This window comes from Marinomonas algicola (genome assembly GCF_014805825.1).
Lineage (GTDB): Bacteria > Pseudomonadota > Gammaproteobacteria > Pseudomonadales > Marinomonadaceae > Marinomonas > Marinomonas algicola.
In genome coordinates this window covers 1,201,378-1,223,151 of the sequence record NZ_CP061941.1, presented here as the reverse complement: position 1 = coordinate 1,223,151, position 21,774 = coordinate 1,201,378, and the positions used below count along the sequence as shown (strand labels likewise).

At 41.5% G+C, this 21,774-nt stretch carries 19 protein-coding genes and 1 pseudogene; 8 read left to right on the top strand and 12 right to left on the bottom strand.

The genetic code is table 11. From position 1 onward, the window contains the following. Positions 1–34 precede the first annotated feature (34 nt). The 4 genes from IEZ33_RS05470 to IEZ33_RS05455 all read right to left on the bottom strand — a co-directional run bounded on the left by IEZ33_RS05470 (position 35) and on the right by IEZ33_RS05455 (position 5,317). Complete coding sequence (locus tag IEZ33_RS05470) at positions 35–907, bottom strand: urea carboxylase-associated family protein (protein ID WP_191602686.1); 873 nt, start codon at positions 905–907, stop codon at positions 35–37. A 352-nt stretch (positions 908–1,259) separates the two neighbouring features. After that, entirely contained in the window at positions 1,260–2,750 is a 1,491-nt protein-coding gene (locus IEZ33_RS05465) for a CoA-acylating methylmalonate-semialdehyde dehydrogenase (RefSeq protein WP_191602685.1), read from the bottom strand. A 57-nt stretch (positions 2,751–2,807) separates the two neighbouring features. After that, a complete protein-coding gene (gene aptA, locus IEZ33_RS05460; RefSeq protein ID WP_191602684.1) occupies positions 2,808–4,145 on the bottom strand; it encodes an omega-aminotransferase AptA in 1,338 nt (445 codons plus the stop codon). 260 nt (positions 4,146–4,405) lie between these two features. Further along, positions 4,406–5,317: a LysR family transcriptional regulator gene (locus tag IEZ33_RS05455; RefSeq protein WP_191602683.1), complete on the bottom strand. Its 912-nt coding sequence runs from the start codon at positions 5,315–5,317 to the stop codon at positions 4,406–4,408. Positions 5,318–5,602: 285 nt separating this feature from the next. Between IEZ33_RS05455 and IEZ33_RS05450 the strand changes: the two genes are divergently transcribed. Further along, positions 5,603–6,205, top strand: coding sequence for a short chain dehydrogenase (locus IEZ33_RS05450; RefSeq protein ID WP_191602682.1), 603 nt, complete (start codon positions 5,603–5,605; stop codon positions 6,203–6,205). A gap of 80 nt (positions 6,206–6,285) precedes the next feature. Here IEZ33_RS05450 and IEZ33_RS05445 read toward each other — a convergent pair whose 3' ends face one another. Then, the gene (locus IEZ33_RS05445) at positions 6,286–7,218 is read right to left on the bottom strand and encodes a LysR substrate-binding domain-containing protein (RefSeq protein WP_191602681.1); all 933 of its coding nucleotides are present in this window, start codon (positions 7,216–7,218) and stop codon (positions 6,286–6,288) included. Positions 7,219–7,303: 85 nt separating this feature from the next. Continuing rightward, complete coding sequence (locus IEZ33_RS05440) at positions 7,304–8,185, bottom strand: LysR family transcriptional regulator (RefSeq protein WP_191602680.1); 882 nt, start codon at positions 8,183–8,185, stop codon at positions 7,304–7,306. A gap of 105 nt (positions 8,186–8,290) precedes the next feature. On the opposite strand from IEZ33_RS05440, the gene IEZ33_RS05435 reads away from it, so the two are divergent. Beyond that, entirely contained in the window at positions 8,291–8,608 is a 318-nt protein-coding gene (locus IEZ33_RS05435) for a DMT family transporter (RefSeq protein ID WP_191602679.1), read from the top strand. 132 nt (positions 8,609–8,740) lie between these two features. On the opposite strand, the pseudogene IEZ33_RS05430 reads toward IEZ33_RS05435, so the two are convergent. Beyond that, positions 8,741–8,992, bottom strand: a pseudogene (locus IEZ33_RS05430) (aldehyde dehydrogenase (NADP(+))); the annotation flags it as partial. On the opposite strand from IEZ33_RS05430, the gene IEZ33_RS20980 reads away from it, so the two are divergent. Both IEZ33_RS20980 and IEZ33_RS05420 read left to right on the top strand, forming a co-directional pair. Then, positions 8,985–9,158, top strand: coding sequence for an FCD domain-containing protein (locus IEZ33_RS20980; protein ID WP_191603551.1), 174 nt, complete (start codon positions 8,985–8,987; stop codon positions 9,156–9,158). The pseudogene IEZ33_RS05430 and the gene IEZ33_RS20980 overlap by 8 nt on opposite strands. Before the next feature lie 196 nt (positions 9,159–9,354). Further along, positions 9,355–11,499 carry a transporter substrate-binding domain-containing diguanylate cyclase gene (locus IEZ33_RS05420; RefSeq protein WP_191602678.1) on the top strand — a complete coding sequence of 715 codons (2,145 nt, stop codon included), beginning with the start codon at positions 9,355–9,357 and terminating at the stop codon, positions 11,497–11,499. A 267-nt stretch (positions 11,500–11,766) separates the two neighbouring features. Here IEZ33_RS05420 and rnk read toward each other — a convergent pair whose 3' ends face one another. Continuing rightward, positions 11,767–12,180, bottom strand: coding sequence for a nucleoside diphosphate kinase regulator (gene rnk, locus IEZ33_RS05415; protein WP_191602677.1), 414 nt, complete (start codon positions 12,178–12,180; stop codon positions 11,767–11,769). 332 nt (positions 12,181–12,512) lie between these two features. Then, complete coding sequence (locus IEZ33_RS05410; RefSeq protein WP_191602676.1) at positions 12,513–13,409, bottom strand: LysR family transcriptional regulator; 897 nt, start codon at positions 13,407–13,409, stop codon at positions 12,513–12,515. Positions 13,410–13,526: 117 nt separating this feature from the next. Here IEZ33_RS05410 and IEZ33_RS05405 point away from each other — a divergent pair, with 117 nt between their 5' ends. The 3 genes from IEZ33_RS05405 to IEZ33_RS05395 are packed head-to-tail and all read left to right on the top strand — an operon-like array spanning position 13,527 to position 17,725. Beyond that, on the top strand, positions 13,527–14,588 hold the full coding sequence (locus IEZ33_RS05405) for a 4-oxalomesaconate tautomerase (protein ID WP_191602675.1): 1,062 nt from the start codon (positions 13,527–13,529) through the stop codon (positions 14,586–14,588). A gap of 60 nt (positions 14,589–14,648) precedes the next feature. Further along, positions 14,649–15,731: a Bug family tripartite tricarboxylate transporter substrate binding protein gene (locus IEZ33_RS05400; protein WP_191602674.1), complete on the top strand. Its 1,083-nt coding sequence runs from the start codon at positions 14,649–14,651 to the stop codon at positions 15,729–15,731. A 23-nt stretch (positions 15,732–15,754) separates the two neighbouring features. After that, positions 15,755–17,725, top strand: coding sequence for a tripartite tricarboxylate transporter permease (locus IEZ33_RS05395; RefSeq protein WP_191602673.1), 1,971 nt, complete (start codon positions 15,755–15,757; stop codon positions 17,723–17,725). A gap of 258 nt (positions 17,726–17,983) precedes the next feature. Here the strand turns inward: IEZ33_RS05395 and IEZ33_RS05390 are convergent, their stop codons facing one another. Continuing rightward, positions 17,984–18,484 carry a nuclear transport factor 2 family protein gene (locus IEZ33_RS05390; RefSeq protein ID WP_191602672.1) on the bottom strand — a complete coding sequence of 167 codons (501 nt, stop codon included), beginning with the start codon at positions 18,482–18,484 and terminating at the stop codon, positions 17,984–17,986. Between the two features lie 105 nt (positions 18,485–18,589). Between IEZ33_RS05390 and IEZ33_RS05385 the strand changes: the two genes are divergently transcribed. Continuing rightward, positions 18,590–19,474, top strand: coding sequence for a LysR family transcriptional regulator (locus IEZ33_RS05385; RefSeq protein WP_191602671.1), 885 nt, complete (start codon positions 18,590–18,592; stop codon positions 19,472–19,474). Positions 19,475–19,596: 122 nt separating this feature from the next. On the opposite strand, the gene umuC is transcribed toward IEZ33_RS05385, so the two are convergent. Both umuC and umuD read right to left on the bottom strand, forming a co-directional pair. Beyond that, entirely contained in the window at positions 19,597–20,868 is a 1,272-nt protein-coding gene (gene umuC / locus IEZ33_RS05380; RefSeq protein WP_275672801.1) for a translesion error-prone DNA polymerase V subunit UmuC, read from the bottom strand. 11 nt (positions 20,869–20,879) lie between these two features. Beyond that, positions 20,880–21,326, bottom strand: coding sequence for a translesion error-prone DNA polymerase V autoproteolytic subunit (gene umuD, locus IEZ33_RS05375; RefSeq protein WP_191602670.1), 447 nt, complete (start codon positions 21,324–21,326; stop codon positions 20,880–20,882). Between the last annotated feature and the right edge of the window lie 448 nt (positions 21,327–21,774).

The window sequence follows — 21,774 nt, the reverse complement described above, 5'->3', positions numbered from 1 at the left end:
TCAATAGGTGATTGAGCCTGTGATAAGAAAGGAATTAAAGACCGTGTTTACCAGAATAACCACTTTTTACAGGAGACTGCCAATTTGATAGTACATTTTCAACCGGCTTATAAATTTCTACAAGCAATGGGTAACAAGGCGTTTTGTCATCAGAATGACGACTACCACAATCCCCCCCAGGACAAGCAGATAAAGCGCCTAAAAGGTCTATTTCAGCAAAAAACTCAATAAAATCACCGGGTCTTACCGGACTGGCTTTCATGAAATATTGCTTAGTATCATGAGTAAAACCGGTACACATAAAAACATTAAGAACGTCGTGGATATGCGGCTCCACTTGATTCGCTGGCAAATTCGTTGCTTTGGCCAAGGCCCTCGTCAAATTAGAATGGCAGCAATGATTGTAATCGACCCCTTTTAACATGGCATTGGTGTAAGGGTCACATCGAGTGCCAATAACATCGTGGACTCCAGCACCATCCTCATCCCAGCCATACCAACCTAGAGTATCATGGGTAATGGTTGCCATTGGACGCAAGCCAGGAAGGTTACTCCATAAACGATCACCAGTCGTTACATGACTCGCATGCAATTGGCGCGTTTTACCACTAAAAAAGCGTTCAGATAAATCATTTGCATTCCATAAATTTAGATCACCAACTTGTGGTCCTTCCACACTCACAATTCTAAAAAAATGGCCAGCAGGAACGCTAAACGTTGCACCATCACGAGCAGGAACGATCACTTCTGACAATTTTACCATCCCATCTCTCGCCCTATGATACAAATCCTCATCATAATCAGGTAAGCAATTCACCTCATAGCATATGACAGGTTTTGCGGAACGACGTTGTTCAGCATCCACTGGTTCAAGTACGGTATCTGTAATTACATTTAATTTAGTCATAGACGAATCCCATGTTGCTTATTATGCTTGCCCATTAAGTGCCTACGCATTAGGCCAACGTTAAGCATGATTAAAATTAAAAGATTGACCACTTGGTAATCAGTAGAGAGAGACTAGTGTAGATTAGTTTGAGCCTAAAAAATTAGTATGAGCCTAAAAAAAGCCCTACCTAATAAAATGCATCAACAAATTTCCATTAGTAACAACTCAAAAAAAACAGGACTTTCGTTAAGAAAGTCCTGTAAAGGAGGGTAGTATCAATATCGAACGTTTGCTCTGCATACTCAAAGAGTTAAGAGCGGTATGACTAGACTGGTACGACATGCAGTCTAGAAAGTTTGCCTTTAATTAATTAGCTTGGAAAAGAGAAAGACACCCCTTCTCGTACACCACTTGAAGGCCAACGCTGGGTAATGGTCTTACGTTTGGTATAAAAACGCACCGCATCAGGACCATAAGCATGTAAATCACCAAATAAAGAACGCTTCCAACCACCAAAACTGTGATAAGAAACAGGTACCGGCAGGGGTACGTTAATGCCCACCATGCCGACTTCAATGTTGTCCGAGAAGTAACGAGCGGCCTCACCATCACGAGTAAAGATACAGGTACCATTCCCGTATTCATGATCGTTGATGAGCTGCATCGCGGCTTCCATAGTATCCATTCGAACCACTTGCAAAACTGGACCAAAAATTTCTTCTTGATAACTCTTCATCTCGGCCGTAACGCCATCAATTAAAGTAGCCCCGACAAAAAAGCCGCCTTCATAACCCGCTACAGCAGGGTTACGACCGTCAACAACGATAGTCGCACCATCGGCTTGCGCACTGGCAATATAACCATTTACTTTCTCTTGATGCTGACGGGTAATGACAGGGCCAAAGTCATTTTTTTCGTTGCTAAACGCGCCTACGTTCAGAGAGGTCATGGCCGCTTTCATTTTTGAAACAAGCGCATTAGCGGCTTCTTCTCCTACAGCAACCGCAACGGATAATGCCATGCAACGCTCACCGGATGAACCAAATGCCGCACCCACTAGTTGATTCACGGCATTGTCCATATCCGCATCAGGCATCACAATCGCATGATTTTTTGCACCGCCAAGCGCTTGACAACGTTTACCATTCGCCGTTGCCGTACTATAAATATATTCAGCAATCGGAGTAGAACCCACAAAGCTCACTGCCTTAACACGTTTATCCGTTAACAATACATCGACGGCTTCTTTATCCCCATTAACCACGTTTAAAACACCATCAGGTAGGCCCGCCTCTTTTAAGAGTTGAGCGATAAACATCGTTGAGGAAGGATCACGCTCTGATGGTTTCAATACAAAAGTATTGCCACAGACGATCGCCATAGGGAACATCCATAATGGCACCATTGCAGGGAAGTTAAATGGCGTAATACCCGCTACAACACCTAATGGCTGAAACTCACTCCAAGAATCAATACTTGGTCCAACATTGCGGCTGTGCTCACCTTTCAAGAGTTCTGGAGCACCACAAGCATACTCCACGTTCTCAATGCCACGTTTTAATTCACCACCGGCATCGTGCACAATCTTTCCATGCTCTTCACCGATTAACTCACAAATTTTCGCTTCATTTTCTTCCAATAATTGCTTAAATCGGTACATCACTTGTGCACGTTTTGCAGGTGGTGTATTACGCCAAGCTGGAAAAGCTTTTTGTGCCGCCGCAATAGCCTGTTCAACCGTCTCAACAGACGCTAAGGCAACTTGTTTTGAAACCGCACCCGTGGATGGATTAAACACATCTTGTGTACGTTTCGCTTCGGTGTTCATTTCGCCATTAATTAGGTGGCCAACAATTGTCATCAGTTTTTCCTCAATCTTTTGTTCAGTCTTTTTGACTCATTAATATATGTATTTGAATCAGTTCAATTCATTAATAGAGTCGCCTAAAGCATTAATTACATTGTCTATTTCGTTCAATTCAGTGGTAAACGGTAGGCCAAGTTGAATCGTATCGCCGCCATAACGCACATAGAATCCTTTTTCCCAACATTTCATAGCAATCTGGTAGGGACGTAACGCCGGTTCACCAGGAGCCGATGCGATGGTTAAGGCTCCAGTTAATCCGTAATCTCGAATATCAGATACATACTTAGCGCCCTTCAAACTGTGAATCAGCGTTTGGAAGTGAGGTGAAATACTGTTAACACGCTCAATTAACTTATCTTCCTGAAGTAGGTTTAACGTAGCCAAAGCCGCGGCACACGCTACTGGGTGAGCCGAATACGTATAACCATGAGGAATTTCCATCATGTATTCTGGGCCACCTTCAGCCATGAATGTATCGTATATCTCTTGTTTAGCGATAACGGCTCCCATTGGTACCGTACCGTTCGTTAACTGTTTTGCGGTTGTCATTAAATCAGGTGTCACACCAAATGCCTCTGCACCTGTTTTTGATCCCATACGACCAAACGCGGTGATCACCTCATCAAAAATCAACAGAATATTATGCTTATCACATATTTCACGCAGACGTTTCAAATAACCTTGTGGTGGAGGAATTACCCCAGCCGAACCAGATAGCGGCTCAACAATCACTGCAGCAATATTAGAGGCATCATGAATGGCGATCAAAGACTCTAATTCGTCTGCAATGTAAGCCCCTTTTTGCGGCATACCAACACTAAATACGTTTTCTTCAAGCATGGTATGAGGCATATGAATCGCATCAATACCTTGTCCATATAGCGTTCGGTTAGCACTAATCCCTCCTACACTTAAGCCACCGAAGTTAACACCATGGTAGCCTTTTGCACGTCCTATAAAACGAGTTTTAGTGGCCATGCCTTTTTTTCGCCAGTACGCTCTCGCAATCTTTAATGCGGTTTCCACAGATTCAGAGCCCGATCCGGTAAAAAACACACGGTTTAATCCTTCAGGCATAAATTCAGTGACTTTATGCGCTAATTCGAATGCCTTTGGGTGACCAAATTGAAATGAAGGCGAGTAGTCTAATTGTTTGATTTGCTTACTTACCGCTTCCGTGATTTCTGGTCGACTGTGACCTGCACCACACGTCCATAAACCTGAAAGGCCGTCGAAAATTTTACGACCATCTGCATCGGTATAATAATTGCCTTCTGCGGAAACAATGATACGAGGATCTTGCTTAAACTGTCTGTTACCTGTGTATGGCATCCAAAAAGAATCAAGCTGTGCTTGTGATAATCCATGTGCAGATTGTTTTTCATTCATAGCGTCACCCTAATCTAAAATATGTTGTAGGACTTTGTAATGCCTTCGATTATGCGCTCCCTTCTGTTTTTTTAAATCCAAATAAATTTACCGTTAGTTAAGCCACAGGTTAACTAACAAAATTAAGGTAAAGAGAGCAAAACACAGACTAAATAGCATCAAGGAGCACTGATTAGAAGAGGCAAACGAGACAAGGAACGCAAACGGAAAAACGACACAAGAAAAACAAAGGCACATCAACCCATAAAGATGAATCGCCGCTAATCGTTAATGAGCAGCTTCATTAACGTGTCAACGATTCGATTGGGTTTCGCGCCTTTACGAGTGATCGCCGCGTAGCTGGTAGAATACTGAAAAAGCTCAGGCATCAGGGTTTTTAACGCGCCTTTTTCAAACCATCGCTCCGCGAAGTGAGCCGGTAAGAAACCAATATAGGCTCCGGTCAAGACTAAAAAAGCGATACCTTCTTTATCAGAAGCTTGCGCTGTTGTATGAAAAGATTGCGTAAAACCGCTAATAGAAGGCGTTCTACCATAGGTCGATACCACCATATCGGCGACCGTGACATCCTCGACACTCAACGTTTCAACATTATAAAGAGGGTGTGTATTGCTACAATAAAGATAAGAATCTTCGTCATATAAATTAAAATATTCTATATTAGGTAATGATCTCGCATGCGGAACAACCCCAACATGCAACTGCCCTTCCATCACACCGCGCTCTATATCGATAGGTGGCGCCATACGAATATTAATATTAATATCAGGTCCTCTTTCTTTCAGCGAGGCTAATGCCTTACTGATGTTCATGTGTTCCAAGGTCACTAAGTTATCCGATATACCAATATTAAGGTCACCTTTCAGAAACGAGTGAAGACCATTAACTTGTAATTTAAAGACTTCCATCGATGCAAATAACTGAACAATGGCCTCATATATGCCTCGACCCTCATCCGTTAAAAAAAAGCCGGCCCGCCCTCTTTGACACAATGTCATTTTAAGACGTGCTTCCAAATCAGAAACCGCCATACTAATCGCTGGACGACTAATATTTAAAGCCACTTCTGCCGCCGCAAAACCGCCACAATCCACTACCGTTTTAAAGATCCGAAACTGTCGTAGGTCAATATCAGTGACCTGTCCTGTATAGGCTTTAAATTCTTTTTTCATAGATTTTTCCAATGGACAATATCGTAGGTATCAGTTGACTCAGAATAAAAACAATGGGTTGCATACAAAAACACTTAAAACAAACCTCATACTACAATATTTTCAGGGTGGGAAGAAGCATACTCACTTGTCACCAATAAATTGGCGCTGCATTGGGTAATAGCCTGTTAGGCTGTAATTTATCTACTGCCTAACAATAAATTATATGATTAGTGAATAGCCGGTCTTTCCTACTATATTAAACACACTGTGAATCAATCACTTCGTTCAATAAAGGAAAGACATATGAGAATTATTTTAATTGGTGCCACGGGCACAATCGGAAAAGCAGTCGCTAAAGAATTAGGCCAACGTCATGAAATTGTCACCGCTGGCCGTACCTCTGGTGATCTCATTATGGACATTACTGACACAACATCCATACGTAATGCGTTTGAAAAAGCCGGTAAATTTGACGCCGTTATTAGTTGTGCGGGCCATGTAAAATGGGCGCCTTTCCCTAAATTTACCACAGAAGATTACGAATTCGGTTTAAAAGACAAATTAATGGGTCAGGTTAACCTTGTGCTGATTGGCAGTGAGTACATCAATGATGGTGGCTCTTTTACCCTAAGTTCCGGTGTCACTGATCACGACCCAATCCCTATGGGAAGCTCGGCTTCTATGGTCGCTTGTGCTATTAGCGGCTTTGTTATGGCCGCTTCTTTAGAAATGCCTAGAGGCCAACGTCTCAATGTTGTCAGCCCTGGTGTGATTGAAGAAGCCATGGAAAATTACGGCGCATTCTTTCGCGGACACTGCCCTGTTCCTGCAGCACGAGCGGCTCTAGGGTATGCGAAAAGCGTTGAAGGTTTGCAGACTGGTCAGACAATGCGAATCGTTTTGTAATAACTCATGATGAAATAAAAATAATGTCCCATAGTGCAGATAATCTACAATGTGATTACTGCACTGTTTCTTCTATTACCTTACTCTTGGCTGTTTTGGGGAGGTATTTTTGCCTCTTCAAGCATCCAGTTAATCACTTTACCTAAAGCTGATTCATCTGCGACTTGCTCATTTGTTACCAAAAAATACCCTGCTTTCGTATCCAGCTGATACTCTTCTGGCATAGCTTCCACAAGACGCCCTGATTCTAAAGCCGCCTGCACAAGTAACTTTGGCACCAAGGCGATACCCATACCTTGTTCGGCGGCTTCGAGAGCATGACTGGATAGAGAAAAGACAGGCCCATGCACCTCGCTACCTGTCACACCAAAGGAGTCATACCAATTTTGCCAGTTGTTATGGCTATCGGAAATAAGGGAGATTCCTTCAAGATTTTCTGGGTTTAACCTTTCTTTACCTTGAAGAAAGTCTGGAGAACAAACAGGAATCGCTTTACCTGGCAATAAAAATCGAGCATGACCATCCGCAAAGGGCGCGGTTCCCCAACGAACCGCCATATCAACTTTATTTTCCCCATGAAAACGCCGTATAGTATTGGACGCATCAATCATGACGGAGAGGTTTGGGTAAGTGTCATACAGTTTAGGTAAGCGAGGAATAAGCCATCGACTGGCAAATGAAGGTGTGGTACTGAGCATAATTTGATTTTGATCACTTAGAGACTCCTTCTCCAGCAACACTTTTGTGGCCTCTTCAATAATACCTAAGGCCAACTTAAGTCGATTAATGTAATCTTTACCTTTATGGTTGGCCTGCAGCCCTCTTGGTAAACGATCAAATAACGGCCCCCCCAAATCTTTTTCTAAGCCTCTAATTTGCTGCGCAACGGCCCCTTGAGTTAAATGCATTTCTTGCGCGGCGGCACTGAAACTTCCCAACCTTGCCGTCGCTTCTAAGGCAATCAAGTGATTGAGAGTCGGTAAACGTCCCTGATGAGCACCCCATTTTTTCATACAATTACATTCCTAATTTTTGCTCGTGATTTATTCGTATCATTACAATGATGGCTTAACGATTGAACTATTCTGAAATAACACATTAGAGCGAGAACGCATTTTTACAGGATTCGAAGAAGTATTGATAAGCTGGACCACGATGGGCGCCTTTTTTTGACACTAGATCGACTGGAATAGACCAAGGCTTATGATCAAAAGCCGCATCAATTTTACAAATACAACCACTTTTTATAAGTGGTTGAACTAAATAAAGTGGTAAGTAGGCCCAACCTATTTGTTGTTTCACCAGCTCTAACACACTGTAGTTACTAGAGCACCACCAAACACTTGGGGTCATACTAATTAATGCTTGAGATTCTTTTTTCAATGCTCCGCGAACGGCGATTTGACGAAATGGTGCTAAGTCTGATTCAGAAAAAATGCGCTGTCCAGCCAATGGGAAATTTGAGTGACAAACAGCAATAAAATCGATGCCTCCTACATAACAAAAATCCACTTTTTTGTTTGCCTCAATTTCTGAAAACATGACCCCAATGTCCACATTACCGTTAGCAACAGTATGGATAATATCAGGTGATGCAGACGACACTAAATCTAATTCAACATAGGGAAACTGTAGAGAAAATTGTTTCAATACCTCAGAAATATTTGGCTCTAATAAGGCATCGTCAATGGCAATAGTTAACACGCTTTCTTCATGGCGCATAATGGATTCAGCAATCTTTTCAAACTCATACGATTGCGCTAATAGCGCTTTTGCCGTACGAATTAAACGTTCTCCCTCTGTCGTTAAGGTTGGCCTACGCGAACGCCTATCAAATAGCTCCACCCCCAAATCCAACTCTAAACTGTTTATACCATGACTCACAGCAGATTGAACTTTGCCTAATTTTCTAGCACAGGCAGAAAAAGACCCTAACTCTGCTGACAACACCAGCATATTAACTTGCTCTAAACTTAACATATGAATTTTATCGATGGTTATTAACTTTTAATTATCATAATTATTGATACTATCAATTGCAAATAATCTATCCATTCTTAGTATTAACAGTAAGGAATTTACGCCATGAGTTGGTTATATTTGCTACTAGCAGGCATTACTGAAATCGGTTGGCCAGTTGGGTTAAAAATGGCCCAAACAAGTGACTCTAAAATACTTGGTATCAGTATTGCGATTCTATTTATGGTTGTCAGCGGCACGTTTCTTTGGTTAGCGCAAAAGGAAATTCCGATGGGTACCGCATACGCGGTTTGGACTGGAATAGGTGCATCAGGGACCTTTTTATTAGGTATTTGGCTTTATGGTGATCCAGCCTCGTTAATGCGCTATTTTGGCGTGCTTCTGATCATTCTTGGAGTCGTCGTACTCAAGTTTGCTCATTAACCTCTAGAGACACCGAGGGCTTCAATTTAACTAGGTAAACAGGCCATAACGAGTCAGATGCACATTGACCCGTTATGGCCTACCGTCCCTATGGTGTAGAAATAGATCCAATTAACAGACCTATAACTAACATCAAACAGACGTATCGTTTAAGACTCTTTTGCCATCCATTAAACGCGGGATATTCTCTGGATTCGTATCATGAAGTGCTTTCGGCAATAGTGCTTGAGGAAGGTTTTGATAACAGACTGGCCTTAAAAAGCGCTGTATTGCAGAGCTACCAACAGAGCTAGAACGAGCATCCGATGTAGCAGGGAATGGTCCTCCATGCACCATGGCATGACACACTTCAACGCCTGTAGGCCAGCCGTTTACCATCACTCGTGGCTTATCGTTACTGCATTCCGAGTCACGCCTGCAACTGGTTCAAGAAGAGCATCTACTAATTGTAATAGCGATAAAAGAAGGAGATTCTGCCGCCGCCAGAACGGCTATGAAAAATCACTTAAACAATGCCCGTATAAGGATGTTTGAAGGCACACCAAGGTAAAGGTATTTCCTTACAATGAGTGTGCTTTTCATTTCTGAACACACTCGAATTAGAAATAAAAGGATGTTATTTCAATAAGTATCTTATCCATTTAATATCGTTCAATTAGGAAATTCTCTCTTACAATGCCATTATAAGAGGAAAGATTACAGACTTTAACCAGAACACGGATCAGTCCAACCTTGCTGAGATATAAATGATAAAAATACTGATACTACTCTGTATAAGCTTCTTATTTTCAATTGAGTCTATGGCCGCTTCTTTGGTGCTATCAAAAGAAGAAAAGGCATTTATTCAAATGACACCGGCTGTAAAAGTCGCCATGATGCCTGATTTCACCCCTTTCTCATATTATACGGGCGATCAAATAGTCGGTTTTGAGCATGAATTATTGTCTATAATCTCCCAGAAAACAGGGTTAACATTTGAAAAAAAAATTGACAAATGGACAAATATTTATACTTCATTTAAAAATAAAGAAGTCGACGTAATTAGCAGTATTTCTTACAAAAAATTTCGAGAGCCTTTCACGACCTTTACCAGCGCGTATTACAACATCCCTATTATGATTTTCGTAAAAGACAATTTTGGCGAATACAAGGGTTTAAAAAGCCTATCAGGCAAAAAAGTAGGGGTATTGAAAGACGTTTTTTACATTAAAGAGCTAGAAAAGCTAAGTACTATGAATATCGTACTTTATGACAGTTATGATAAATTGACGAAAGATTTAGTGTTTGGAAAAATTGATGCATTGATCCAAAACCTAACCAACATCAATCACCTTATCAAAAAAAACCTCTACACAAATATAACGTTAGCCAGTGAACTTGTCTTACCCAATACGACTAAAGAAGACCTTCGATTTGGCGTTCAACCTGATAACCCCATACTGGGCGCTATTTTACAAAAAGCCCTTAACGCAATTTCAAAAAAAGAAATGGATGCGCTGAGTGATAAATGGATAGGTTCGATAAAAGAATACCCAGGCGGACACATCGATTTAAATAAAGATGAACTTGCCTATATAAATACGAACCGTATTCGTTATTGTATTAATCCTAGTGGTCTGCCTTTTGAAGGTCTGAGTTCAACAGGTGAACATATTGGAATGAGTTCAGATTATTACAATCTATTTGAGCAAATGCTTTCGGCTAAATTTGAGCTAGTGAAAACAAAAAACTGGCATCAGTCAATCGACTATATAAAACAACAAAAATGCGACATGCTTGCTCTAGGTATGGAAACGCCAGAGCGAAAGGCTTATTTGAACTTTACCAGCCATTATTTGGAGGTGCCTCTTGTCGTTGCTACTCGAGTTAACGTCCCCTTTATTAACCATATTTTGGATTTAGAGGGTGAAAAAATCGGCATCATAAAAGGGGATGCTTTTGTGAAAATATTACGTCAAAAGTACCCTTCTTTAACCATAATCGAAGTAGATGATATTTATAATGGTTTAGATAAAGTTAAAAATGGCCAACTCTTTGCATTTATTGACACTTTAGCCAGTATTGGCTATGAATTTCAAAGCAAGTATTTTGGCGAATTAAAAATAGCAGGGAAAATTTCTGAAAATTTAAAACTTTCTATTGCCGTTAGGAACGATGACGCAACATTATTAACTATCTTACAAAAATCCGTTAATAACATAACCAATGAACGCCATAGAAAAATATTCACAAAATGGATTCCCATAAAGTATGAACAAGGCCTTAATTATCAAACCTTATGGGAAGTCGCTGTTGGCGTTATTGTATTTATTGTACTCATGGCCTATTGGAATAGAAAAGTAATAAAAGCGAACACACTTTTAATAAAAGCGCAAAAAGAAATTGAAGAAAAAAACAAAGAATTAAAACGGCTGGCTCTTACCGACAATCTAACAAAACTCTTTAATAGAAGAAAACTGGAAGAACTGATTCAGGATGAAATTAATAAACATGATAATACAGAGCATCATTTTTGCCTATCCATGCTAGACATCGATCACTTTAAAGAAGTGAATGACACCTATGGACATCAGAAAGGCGACAAAGTCCTAATCGAAATAGCCAATATTCTACAAAACAATTTAAAAGATACAGGGTTCGTCGGACGATATGGTGGAGAAGAATTTATTGTTCTGTACCCCGAATCCAGTATTAACGATGTCGTAACCACAATAGAATCCCTACGGTTAGCCATCTCGAAACATGACTTTAATGGCATCCCCCCTAAAACGGCAAGCTTTGGCTTAACATGTTCAATAAAGGGAGATACGATTGAGACCCTCATAAAGCGTGCTGATAACGCACTTTATGAAGCCAAAAACAGTGGACGCAATAAGGTAATAATTAAATAAAAATTATTACCTTATTTTTGACAGTAAATGTCATCACAATCTAAAAAGATAAGTATCTTTGATGACGCTAAATCCGTTTCAGTTAAGGAAAAGAGAGCCTAAAAGGGAATCCATTCCAGATCGAACGCATTTTTGGTTTTATTCACTATTCAGCCACATACAAGAGATGCAACTAACGAAAAACCAAAACCAAGCAAGAAATTATCTTAGTTTTGGTTATCAAGAAGCGGGATTAGCTAGCCATTATCGATAGCTCTAGGAAATTGGCTAACGATGCAATTCACCTACTCGTTCTGGTTGATAGGTTACCTCTTCTATCCTTACTTTTAGTAACCCGCCACCTGGTTTTGGCCATTCAATTTCACTGCCTTGGGATAAGCCGAGCAGAGCACTTCCAACAGGAGCACAGATTGATATTTTATCGTCACTACCATCCGCATCCCTTGGATAAACCAAGGTTAAAGTAAATGCTTCTTGAGATGGCTCGGTGATAAATTTAACCGTAGAATTCATGGTAACCAACGTTGGAGGCACTTCCTCCGGATCAACAATGTTGGCACGATCAAGCTCCGCTTCAAGCTCATACTTTCCTGCAAAGCGACTCTCAGGAAGTGTTTCAATCAGTTTATACAATCTATCTGCATCTAATGATGAAATAGTAATCTCTGGTCTTAAGTACATAAAAATACCCTCAACAATGAAGTGAAAATTTAGATTTGATCTAATTGGCTAATGAATATTATTGGAGTGTTGTATAACCATCTGATGCGTTGGTGCTATGCCTATCTCTAGACCCCACCTTAACAACCTTAAAAAGTATCCCCGCTCATATGACTATCCATTCGAAATAAAAAGGATCCTTATTATTCATCAAAATATACCTCAGATCAGAAATTTTCAACACAAGTATTCCCACTATATTTTCCTACATGATGAAGACACAATTAATACAAAAAATAGTAACGCTCATATTGGGTCAAACAAATTCTTTAAGCCAGAAAAATGAATTAAAGTTAACTTATTGACCAGTGCTCCAAAAGGATATTAATGAATAAATCGGCCGCAGGAGAAACAGAAGTCGAGCTGCGCTTCACAAGCCCAATTGAACGATCTATTTTTTGTCCCTTGAGAGGTCTAGAGGTCAGTACAGACGCGCTACTTAATGGCATTGCTAATTTAGGCACAATAGATATACCAAGTCCCATTTCCACTAAACCAAGCGATGTAGAAAGATGTTGAACTTCGTAAAAACTGTTCAGCTGCACTTGATCTCTTGCTAAGGATTTATCCAACAAAATGCGGTTACCACTGGCACGCCCAACACTGATTAATTTGTATGGCTCCATGTCTGTCCATGATACTTCTTCTAGATCACATAATGGATGATCTTTGCGTAGACACACCACAAACGGATCGTCAAGAAGCGGTGTAAAAGACACTTCTGGATGCTGAGCTATGGCCATATTTATGCCAAAGTCTGCATCTCCACGAATGACCGACTCCAAACCATGGTTAGCACTTTCATCTAAAATTTGAATCCGAATGCCCGGATAACGTTCATTAAAAACGTTAATAACACTCGGCAAAAAATAAAATGCTGCGGTGGGAATGCAGGCAATTGTGACCTTACCTTTCTGCTGAGAAGCCATGTCTTTTATACCTAAAACAGACAGTTCGAACTCCTCTACCATGCGACGAGCTTTGGGTAAAAACTCACGTCCTACAGAGGTTAACCACGTTTTTCGGGTCGTTCGTTCAAATAATTTTGCGCCTAAAATGGCCTCTAATTTTTGCATTCTCCGGCTCAAAGCAGGTTGAGATAAAAAAGTTAATTCTGCGGCATCATGAAAATTCCCCGTTTCCGCAATACGTATGAAGATAACCAAATCTTTAAATTCTATTTGATGCATTGTCACTCCCATTAATTCGTTTTACACATCAATTATGACGTATCTTTGCATTTGATGCACGAATATAGATTGTGAGACTTTAGCTACAAGCTATTACAACAACAAAGGTTTATCACAATGTCACAAACCATATCTTGCATCATCATGCGTGGCGGCACCTCTAGAGGACCCTATCTACAGATTTCAGATCTGCCTCAAGACCGAAATGCCTGCGCTGATGTTTTGTTAAAAATCATGGGATCTGGCCATGAACTTCAACTTGACGGTATTGGTGGGGGAAATAGCTTAACAAGCAAAGTGGCGATGGTTGGCGCCTCAACTCACCCAGATGCAGATGTTGATTATTTATTTGCTCAAGTAGGCATTGTAGAGAAAGCAGTAGACTTTGCGCCAAACTGCGGGAACATGCTTGCTGGTGTAGCACCTTACGCAATAGAAACTGGCTTATTTCCCGCCAGTGAAGGAACAACAACGGTTCGTATTCATAACCTAAACACGGGGAAGATCATCCATTCAACAGTACAAACACCTCAAGGAAAAATCGAATACACAGGCAACACTATCATTAGCGGCACGAACTCGCCTGGCGCACCAATTCAATTAACATTTTTAAATGTAGAAGGTGCGAAAACAGGTAAGTTGTTACCCACTGGTAGTGCGTTGAACACTATTGATTCCGTTGAGGTTACTTGTATTGACGCGGCAACACCGGTTGTTTTAATCCAAGCAAGTGATCTTGGAAAAACCGGTTATGAAACACCTGCAGAGCTCGATAACGATTTAGAATTCATGACTCGTTTAGACATTATTCGTCTTCAAGCAGGTGAGCTAATGGGGATGGGGGATGTTTCAAACTCAGTGATACCTAAGCCTATTTTACTTTCCCCAGCTCGTTTTGATGGAACCATCAATGCTCGCTACTTTGTCCCACATAAATGCCATAAATCATTAGCCGTTACAGGCAGTATTGCGATTGTGACGGCATGCTGTCTTCCCGGAACCGTAGCATCAAAACTCATCGGTGATAAAGATTCTGAATCCTACTTCATTCTTGAACACCCTTCAGGAAAGATCGAGCTAAGCGCTCAACGCAAACATGACAATTTCTCCGCGTTAAACAGTGTCTCGGTAATCCGTACTGCTAAAAAAATATTGTCCGGTATGGTTCACCTTAACTAACCATCAATACAGAAATAATAATCGTATTGAACATTCATAAAAACAAGAAAGGTAAATTCAATGAAAAAATTATCTAAACTCTTAGGCGTCTCAGTCTTAACTTTTGGTTGCTTATTAGCATTACCTGCAAAAGCACAAGATACCGAACTTCCATCCACAATTAACTGGACTATCCCATTTGGGGTAGGTGGCGGTACGGATGTTTGGGCTCGATTTATTGCACCACATCTAACCAAAAATTTACCCGGCAACCCAACAGTGGTTATTAAAAATCAACCTGGCGGTGGCTCTATCACAGGCACAAATTTATTTTTTCAAAGGGCAAAAAGCAACGGTGCCGATATTCTGGGGACCTCCGCCTCAACACTGTATCCATTTATGTTAGGGGATAAGCGTGTTCGTTATAATTTTGAGAAATGGATTCCGTTGATGGCGAGTCCAACAGGGGGGGTAGTCTACGTTCAACCGGATCTTGGCGTTACCTCAGCCGATGATATTGCTCAACTAAATGATGTCACATTACCTTTTGGTTCTCAGAGCCCAACAGGGTTGGAGCTACCTGTCTTCCTAGCTTTTGAAATGCTAGGTCTTGATATAAAACCTGTTTTTGGTATGAAAAGCCGTGGTGCTGGCCGCCTAGCATTTGAACGTGGTGAAGCAAAAATCGATTTTCAAACGTCTTCTGCTTATCTCAATTCTGTTATTGACCTTGTGGAGAATAAAAAAGCCGTGCCATTATTTTCATTAGGCATTCTTAATAATCAAGGAAAAATCGTTAGGGATCCCGCTTTCCCCAATCTTCCTACATTTGAAGAAGTGTATTTCAATAAGTTTGGTAAGCAGCCATCTGGCATGGAATACACAGCCTATAAAAAATTCTTAGCGGCTGGGTTCGCCTTTCAAAAAGTGGTTTTCATCCCTGCTGACACACCAAATGACATTATTCAAACATATCAAAAATCAGTAAAACAGATGCTACAAGATCCTCTCTTTATCAAAGACTCTGAGATACAAGTAGGACCTTATGAAAACATTGTAGGTATTGATGCAGCACAATACTTAAGCGAGGCCATTACGGTTTCCCCTGAGTTGTATTCTTGGGTTTCTAGTTGGTTGAAAGCAAAATTTGATTACAAGCTGTAGTTTTACCTTAGGAGTTATTACTAATGATTGAGTTCCTCAGCGCCCTAGATCAAATAGTATCGATTACTCACCTAACCTACCTAATTGCAGGTGTTTTGGTGGGGTTAGTAGTTGGTATTATTCCCGGACTTGGTGGCATCGCCGGTATGTCTTTACTTTTACCTTTTTTATATGGGATGGAACCGTCCGTTGGTCTTGGCATGCTGATGGGTCTCGTCGCCGTAATACCAACAGGAGATACATTTACCTCTGTTTTGATGGGCATCCCCGGATCAAGCTCATCGCAAGCAACCGTGATGGATGGCTTTCCTCTTGCGAAGAAAGGACAAGCTGCTCGCGCATTATCCGCCGCGTTTTTATCATCAATGATAGGTGGTGTCGTTGGTGCGATCGTGCTCAGCGTCTTTATCCTTGTCGCTCGTCCTGTTGTTTTAGCCTTCTCCTCAGCTGAGCTATTTATGCTTACCTTGTTAGGGCTAAGTGTTGTCGCCGCGCTTTCCGGCGGCAATATTTACAAAGGATTAGCGGCTTGTGGTTTCGGTTTATTGGTCGGCACTATTGGCGGAGCACCAGCAACGGGTGAGTTCCGCTTTACTCTAGACATTGACTATCTCTATGATGGCATTCCATTAGTAGTGGTTGGTTTAGGGATCTTTGCTCTGCCAGAAATCATCAGTTTACTCGTAAAAAACAGCGCCATTGCTTCTTCGCCAAATAAACTGGGGCACGGTCTAAAACAAGGCTTTAAAGATGTGTTCTCAAACCTGCCTCTTGTTGGCAAGTCATCGATCTTTGGAAGCTTAATTGGCGCGATCCCAGGTCTCGGTGGATCAGTAGTCGATTGGATGACATACAGCTTTGCCATCAACTCAAGTAAAGATTCGTCACAATTTGGAAAGGGTGATGTTCGTGGAGTCATTGCACCTGAATCGGCCAATAATGCTTGCGCATCAGGTAGTATGATTCCCACTATTTTATTCGGTGTCCCAGGATCTGGCGCGGCGGCCGTTTTTCTGGGTGGTATGTTGTTACTTGGCATCCAGCCGGGCGTATCAATGATAACAACACACCTTGACCTAACATATACTATTATTTGGTCGCTTGCTCTCGCCAATATTCTAGGCGCAATATTCTGTATTTGTTTTACGCGTCCCATATCGTTACTCACTTACATTAAATTTTCGATACTTACCCCTATTATTTTGACCCTAATTTTGTTTGCCGCTTATCAAGCAACACGCAGCTTAGGCGATTTTATTTTATTAGGTGTCGTCGCCACTCTCGGTGTCATGATGAAAGGGGCAAATTGGCCGAGGCCAGCTTTTTTAATTGGCTTTGTATTGTCTTCTGGAGCAGAGAATTATTTTTTCCAAAGCATCCAATTTTACGGTTACTCTTGGTTTTTGCGTCCTGGAGTGATGACTATTGCCGCACTCATTGTTGTCGGCTTCGTACTGCCTCCTATTTTGAAAAAAAGAAAGCAGAAAAACGATGCGACGGCCGAATCACCTCTTCATGAAGCTCAACAGGGCTCTGATGTAAAAACAGTCTCTTGGACAGATTGGGGAATAATCGCAATTCTGGGCGTATGCGCTACTTACGCTCTGTTAAATGTTTGGGACACATCAATGCTGACAAAAGCCTTTCCCATTATTGCCATAGCAATTGTTATGTTTTCTGTCGCTATGCTTGTGAGCCAATACGTTAAAGAAAAACACATAGGAATCCCCTCAGATCTCAGCATGAATTTGGTGTATATCGCTGGCTTTTTTGTCATTGCTTATGGGTATTACTTATTTGGCTTTATTTCAACAACCTTTGTATTTTCACTCTTGTTCTTGAAGTTCTTAGCAAAAGCGTCTTACCTAAAATCAGCAACGATTGCGATTGGTTTAGTCCTATTTTTAGTCACTATCGGCCGAGTCATGAACGTGGACTTTCCAGAAGGTTTCTTTGACCCCTACCTTTTAAGTGCGATAAAAACCTTTATCTAGGAAGAAGCAAATAGTCATCCTTAACGTGTGAATAAAAGTCTGTTATTTAAGAAAAGTAACGAATGTGAATTATGAGTCTCATTAAGCTACTCAATAAAGAATACAGACTTTTAAAGCGGGCCATTCGAGCCTTTCAGAGTAGCACCATAGGTCAATGCAACGCATTAAAGGCACCTCCCCATTCAAAAAACATGTAAAAAAGCTCGATATATCCAATGAACATATCGAGCTTTTCAGAACGTCGCAGGTTAGCCGTAATTATTTCTTCTCGTGATAGGCGTTAGACACGGCGTAGCTGTCTTCAAACCAGTTCCAACTTTCCACTTTACCCTCTTCAACATGAACACGTACGGCCCAACTGAATTTACCCGTATCGACGCCTGACTCGTTCGCTATTGCACTCATGCTGCCCATAAACACCGCTTGGTCACCGTTTGCAAAGCTATAATCTGTAGACCAGCTTGTTACCTTTAAACCGGCACCAAAACGAGGAAGGAAAGTACTAAGCACTTTTTCTTTTGAGTCCCAATTACCTATCCATGGGAGGCTTGCATCACCCTCGTTGTGCCAAACAAAATCGTCAGCCATCAGAGTCTGAAGTTTTTCCATATCACCAGATCCGGCCGCCCATAAAAAGGCTTGAGCCGTTTCAAGAGTCTCGGCTGAATTAACGTCTTTTGCCTCATTTGCCTGGACCGAAGTGGCTTGTAAGAAAGCCACAAGACTAACAAGACCAATTTGTAGAGTGTTCTTAAACATAACTTTTCTCCTGAATTTCAATTCTATTTATTGCGTTGGTGTGATAACTATACCTGTGCTAAATTATTATAAAATTCTCTAATCAAACATATTTGGTATGCAAAAATGCACAACATACGATGGGGTGACCTGCAATATGTTCTAACGGTGGCGAATGAAGGGTCATTATCTGCTGCCGCCAGATCACTAGGAGTCAATCACAGTACTGTATTGCGTCGGCTTGACACTTTTGAGCACCGCCACAAATTACGGGTCTTTCATAAACTTCCTACCGGATACAAATTAACGATAGAAGGGAAAAAACTGCTGGAGTCCGCTCTTGCAGTGGAATCGACAGTGAAAGAGCTGGAACGTAAAATTTTCGGACAAGAAATGCAGTTGGAAGGTGTATTGAGGTTAACGACAACAGATGCACTGTCTCGTTTAGTTTTAGGGGCGCATTTGGCGGCTTTTCATCAACTTTATCCAAAAATTCAGCTGGAACTCAGCTTAACGTCTCGTCGACTGAATATTTCAAACTTAGATGCGGATGTAGCGATTCGTCCTGCCACTGAGTTGCCAGAATCATTCGTTGGTACTAAGTTATGTAAAATAGCCTTTGGTGTATACGGGGCACCAAGTTATATCAATAGCCTTCAAGGTAAGCATCCTCTTGAATCTGCATCTTGGTTAATCATGTATCAAGGTAACGCGTCTCGACAAGTGTCAGAGCTGATTTTGGAAGAAAAAATAGTTATGAAAACAGACTCTTTTGAGCCGTTGATGGCAGCGGCTGAACATAAGATGGGTCTTGCTTACCTGCCTTGTTTTATTGGAGACAGTTCTGACATTCTTCAGAAAATAGAGGTTAATATGATAAACCAGAGTACAGATCTTTGGATGATGACTCACAACGATTTAGAAAATTCCGCCAAAATGAAAGCTTTCTTTGACTTTATGGAAGAAGCTATTAAATCAGATCACAACCGCCTAGCAGGGCTGAGTTATTAACCCAGCTGTCAGGAAGATTCGAATAAGTCCAAATTTTTTTTACGAGTTTTACAACCTGTGTTGCTGAACTCGCGGTCGGTAAAAGGACGTTGATATGACACGGATACGTTCTTGCTCTATCCTCACCAAACTTTAGGTAAGTCTCTCCACCGAGTCGTATAGGCTGGTGATAGGTGTTCTCGTTTCATTGACCATTGTGGTGACACGCCTTGTGAAGCGAAGAAGACGTTACCAAGGCCACTGTGGTTTATCTGATCCACAACCTTCATCAGGGATTTTGAATGGCGTTTACCAGATGATGGCCTGAACAAGTCTTCTTGAAAGGCGCCGTATTCATAGAAATCGGATAAAATCACACCGCCTTTGGCGTAACGAAAGCCTGAACGATAGATATAATCAAAAATCGCCTTAGCTACTTCAAGTAAATCCCGCGTATCTTGTGTTGGGTTAGGCAGTTCGGCAGACAGAATTTTCGAGTACTGCGGTTCGTTTGGAATAAAGGGGCTGGTTCGAATAAACACACTCACCACACGGCAAAGGCGTTTTTCGCCGCGTAGCTTCTCTGCGGCTCTGGTTGTGTATTTAGCGATGGCTTCCCCTAGCTCCTGCTTGTCTGTCACCTTATGACCGAATGACCGACTGCAAATAATTTGCTGTTTTGCTGGTTTTACCGTTTCTAAATCCAAACACGACACCCCATTTAACTCCTCAATGGTTCGCTCCAGTACGACAGAAAATTCTCCCCGCATGGATTTTGGGTTCGCGTTCGCTAGATCCAACGCGGTATAAATTTTCCTCGCGTTTAACCTTGCCGTGGTACGACGGCCAACACCCCACACATCACTTACATCAACCAAGGCAAGCAAACGCTTTTGCCTGTCTGGGTCCATCAAATCCACCACCGAACCGGTGGCTGGATATTTCTTCGCCGCATGGTTCGCCAACTTCGCCAGAGTCTTGGTGGGCCCGATTCCCACTCCAACGGTAATGCCCGTCCATTTATCGACCTTCGCTTTTACTTGTTTCCCGAAGACAAGTAAGTCTGTCACATGATCCACGCCGGTTAAGTCCATAAAAGCTTCATCAATGGAATACACTTCAAGCTGCGGAGCCTCCTCCTCTAGGATAGTCATCACCCGATTCGACAGGTCAGCATACAGCGCATAGTTAGACGAAAAGCACACAACGCCATGCTTTCTTATCTCGTCCTGAACCTGGAACATCGGCACGCCCATTTTAATGCCTAACGTTTTCACCTCCTTGGAACGTGCGACAATACAGCCATCGTTATTCGACAACACCACCACAGGCGTGTTTTTTAAATCCGGTCGGAATAACTTCTCGCAACTGGCGTAAAAGTTATTGCAATCAACAAGGGCAAACACCGTCTTCATATACCGCACCCTTAGCCCCGTTCATATTTGCGAACAACACCCGTGACCACACCAAATATCTCCAGCTCGGACTCTTCAGTAATATGAATCGCCTTATACGCTTTATTCTTCGGACGCAGTAACACGTTGGGCTTTAGCTCTAACGTTTTCACCGTCATTTCCCCATGAATGCAGGCAATGACAATGTCCCCATGGCGTGCCGTTAACGAGCGATCCACCACCAAGACATCACCTGAATGGATGCCGGCTTCTATCATTGAATCCCCCTGAGCACGAACATAAAAAGTGGCATTCGGGTGAGCCACACAAAACTCATTTAAATCTAAAGACTTTTCAACAAAATCCTGAGCGGGAGACGGAAATCCCGCCGACACCGAATCCATATACAAAGAGATTCGCACGCTGTTCACCGCAATAAACGCCGCCGACTCAGACACACCAAGATAAGTCACACGCATAACGAGCACCAAAATACTGTATAAAAAAACAGTATAATTTTAAGTAACATAAAAAACAAAGTGAATTTTTGTGAAAACGTCATATCTAAGCTGACTATCACAAAAACGATGTGTTTTTTTGGAATGAATATCGTTTAACAAAATTTAAACAAACCATGTGCTTTGATGTATTTGGTGTTATCTGGCTGTAGATACCATTCTCATGGCGATAAAAAGGCGTGAGACATTCGGCTATTGGTCAATGATTGCTGCGAGTACGAGTAGGTCATGAAGTTTGAGATAGGCACACTAGCTAATTTGTATGTTAAGCAAACCTACTCGAAGTTGGATGATAGAATGATTCGCATACGAAATAGAGAGTTACCTTTTTTCGTTTTTATTAAAGGTCCAACAGCTTTATAAAAACACGGAACTCTCTACTTCATTAGTAGGGCAATCAAATCTGAGA

Excerpts from the sequence above, each read along its gene's own strand:
- IEZ33_RS05390 (WP_191602672.1), bottom strand. The coding sequence starts at position 18,484 with ATGTTTAAGAACACTCTACAAATTGGTCTTGTTAGTCTTGTGGCTTTC.
- IEZ33_RS05420 (WP_191602678.1), top strand. The coding sequence starts at position 9,355 with ATGATAAAAATACTGATACTACTCTGTATAAGCTTCTTATTTTCAATT.
- IEZ33_RS05445 (WP_191602681.1), bottom strand. The coding sequence starts at position 7,218 with ATGAAAAAATGGGGTGCTCATCAGGGACGTTTACCGACTCTCAATCAC.
- IEZ33_RS05385 (WP_191602671.1), top strand. The coding sequence starts at position 18,590 with ATGCACAACATACGATGGGGTGACCTGCAATATGTTCTAACGGTGGCG.
- IEZ33_RS05410 (WP_191602676.1), bottom strand. The coding sequence starts at position 13,409 with ATGCATCAAATAGAATTTAAAGATTTGGTTATCTTCATACGTATTGCG.
- IEZ33_RS05470 (WP_191602686.1), bottom strand. The coding sequence starts at position 907 with ATGACTAAATTAAATGTAATTACAGATACCGTACTTGAACCAGTGGAT.
- IEZ33_RS05400 (WP_191602674.1), top strand. The coding sequence starts at position 14,649 with ATGAAAAAATTATCTAAACTCTTAGGCGTCTCAGTCTTAACTTTTGGT.
- IEZ33_RS05435 (WP_191602679.1), top strand. The coding sequence starts at position 8,291 with ATGAGTTGGTTATATTTGCTACTAGCAGGCATTACTGAAATCGGTTGG.
- IEZ33_RS05395 (WP_191602673.1), top strand. The coding sequence starts at position 15,755 with ATGATTGAGTTCCTCAGCGCCCTAGATCAAATAGTATCGATTACTCAC.
- rnk (WP_191602677.1), bottom strand. The coding sequence starts at position 12,180 with ATGTACTTAAGACCAGAGATTACTATTTCATCATTAGATGCAGATAGA.
- umuC (WP_275672801.1), bottom strand. The coding sequence starts at position 20,868 with ATGAAGACGGTGTTTGCCCTTGTTGATTGCAATAACTTTTACGCCAGT.
- IEZ33_RS05405 (WP_191602675.1), top strand. The coding sequence starts at position 13,527 with ATGTCACAAACCATATCTTGCATCATCATGCGTGGCGGCACCTCTAGA.
- IEZ33_RS05450 (WP_191602682.1), top strand. The coding sequence starts at position 5,603 with ATGAGAATTATTTTAATTGGTGCCACGGGCACAATCGGAAAAGCAGTC.
- IEZ33_RS05465 (WP_191602685.1), bottom strand. The coding sequence starts at position 2,750 with ATGACAATTGTTGGCCACCTAATTAATGGCGAAATGAACACCGAAGCG.
- IEZ33_RS05455 (WP_191602683.1), bottom strand. The coding sequence starts at position 5,317 with ATGAAAAAAGAATTTAAAGCCTATACAGGACAGGTCACTGATATTGAC.
- IEZ33_RS05440 (WP_191602680.1), bottom strand. The coding sequence starts at position 8,185 with ATGTTAAGTTTAGAGCAAGTTAATATGCTGGTGTTGTCAGCAGAGTTA.
- aptA (WP_191602684.1), bottom strand. The coding sequence starts at position 4,145 with ATGAATGAAAAACAATCTGCACATGGATTATCACAAGCACAGCTTGAT.
- umuD (WP_191602670.1), bottom strand. The coding sequence starts at position 21,326 with ATGCGTGTGACTTATCTTGGTGTGTCTGAGTCGGCGGCGTTTATTGCG.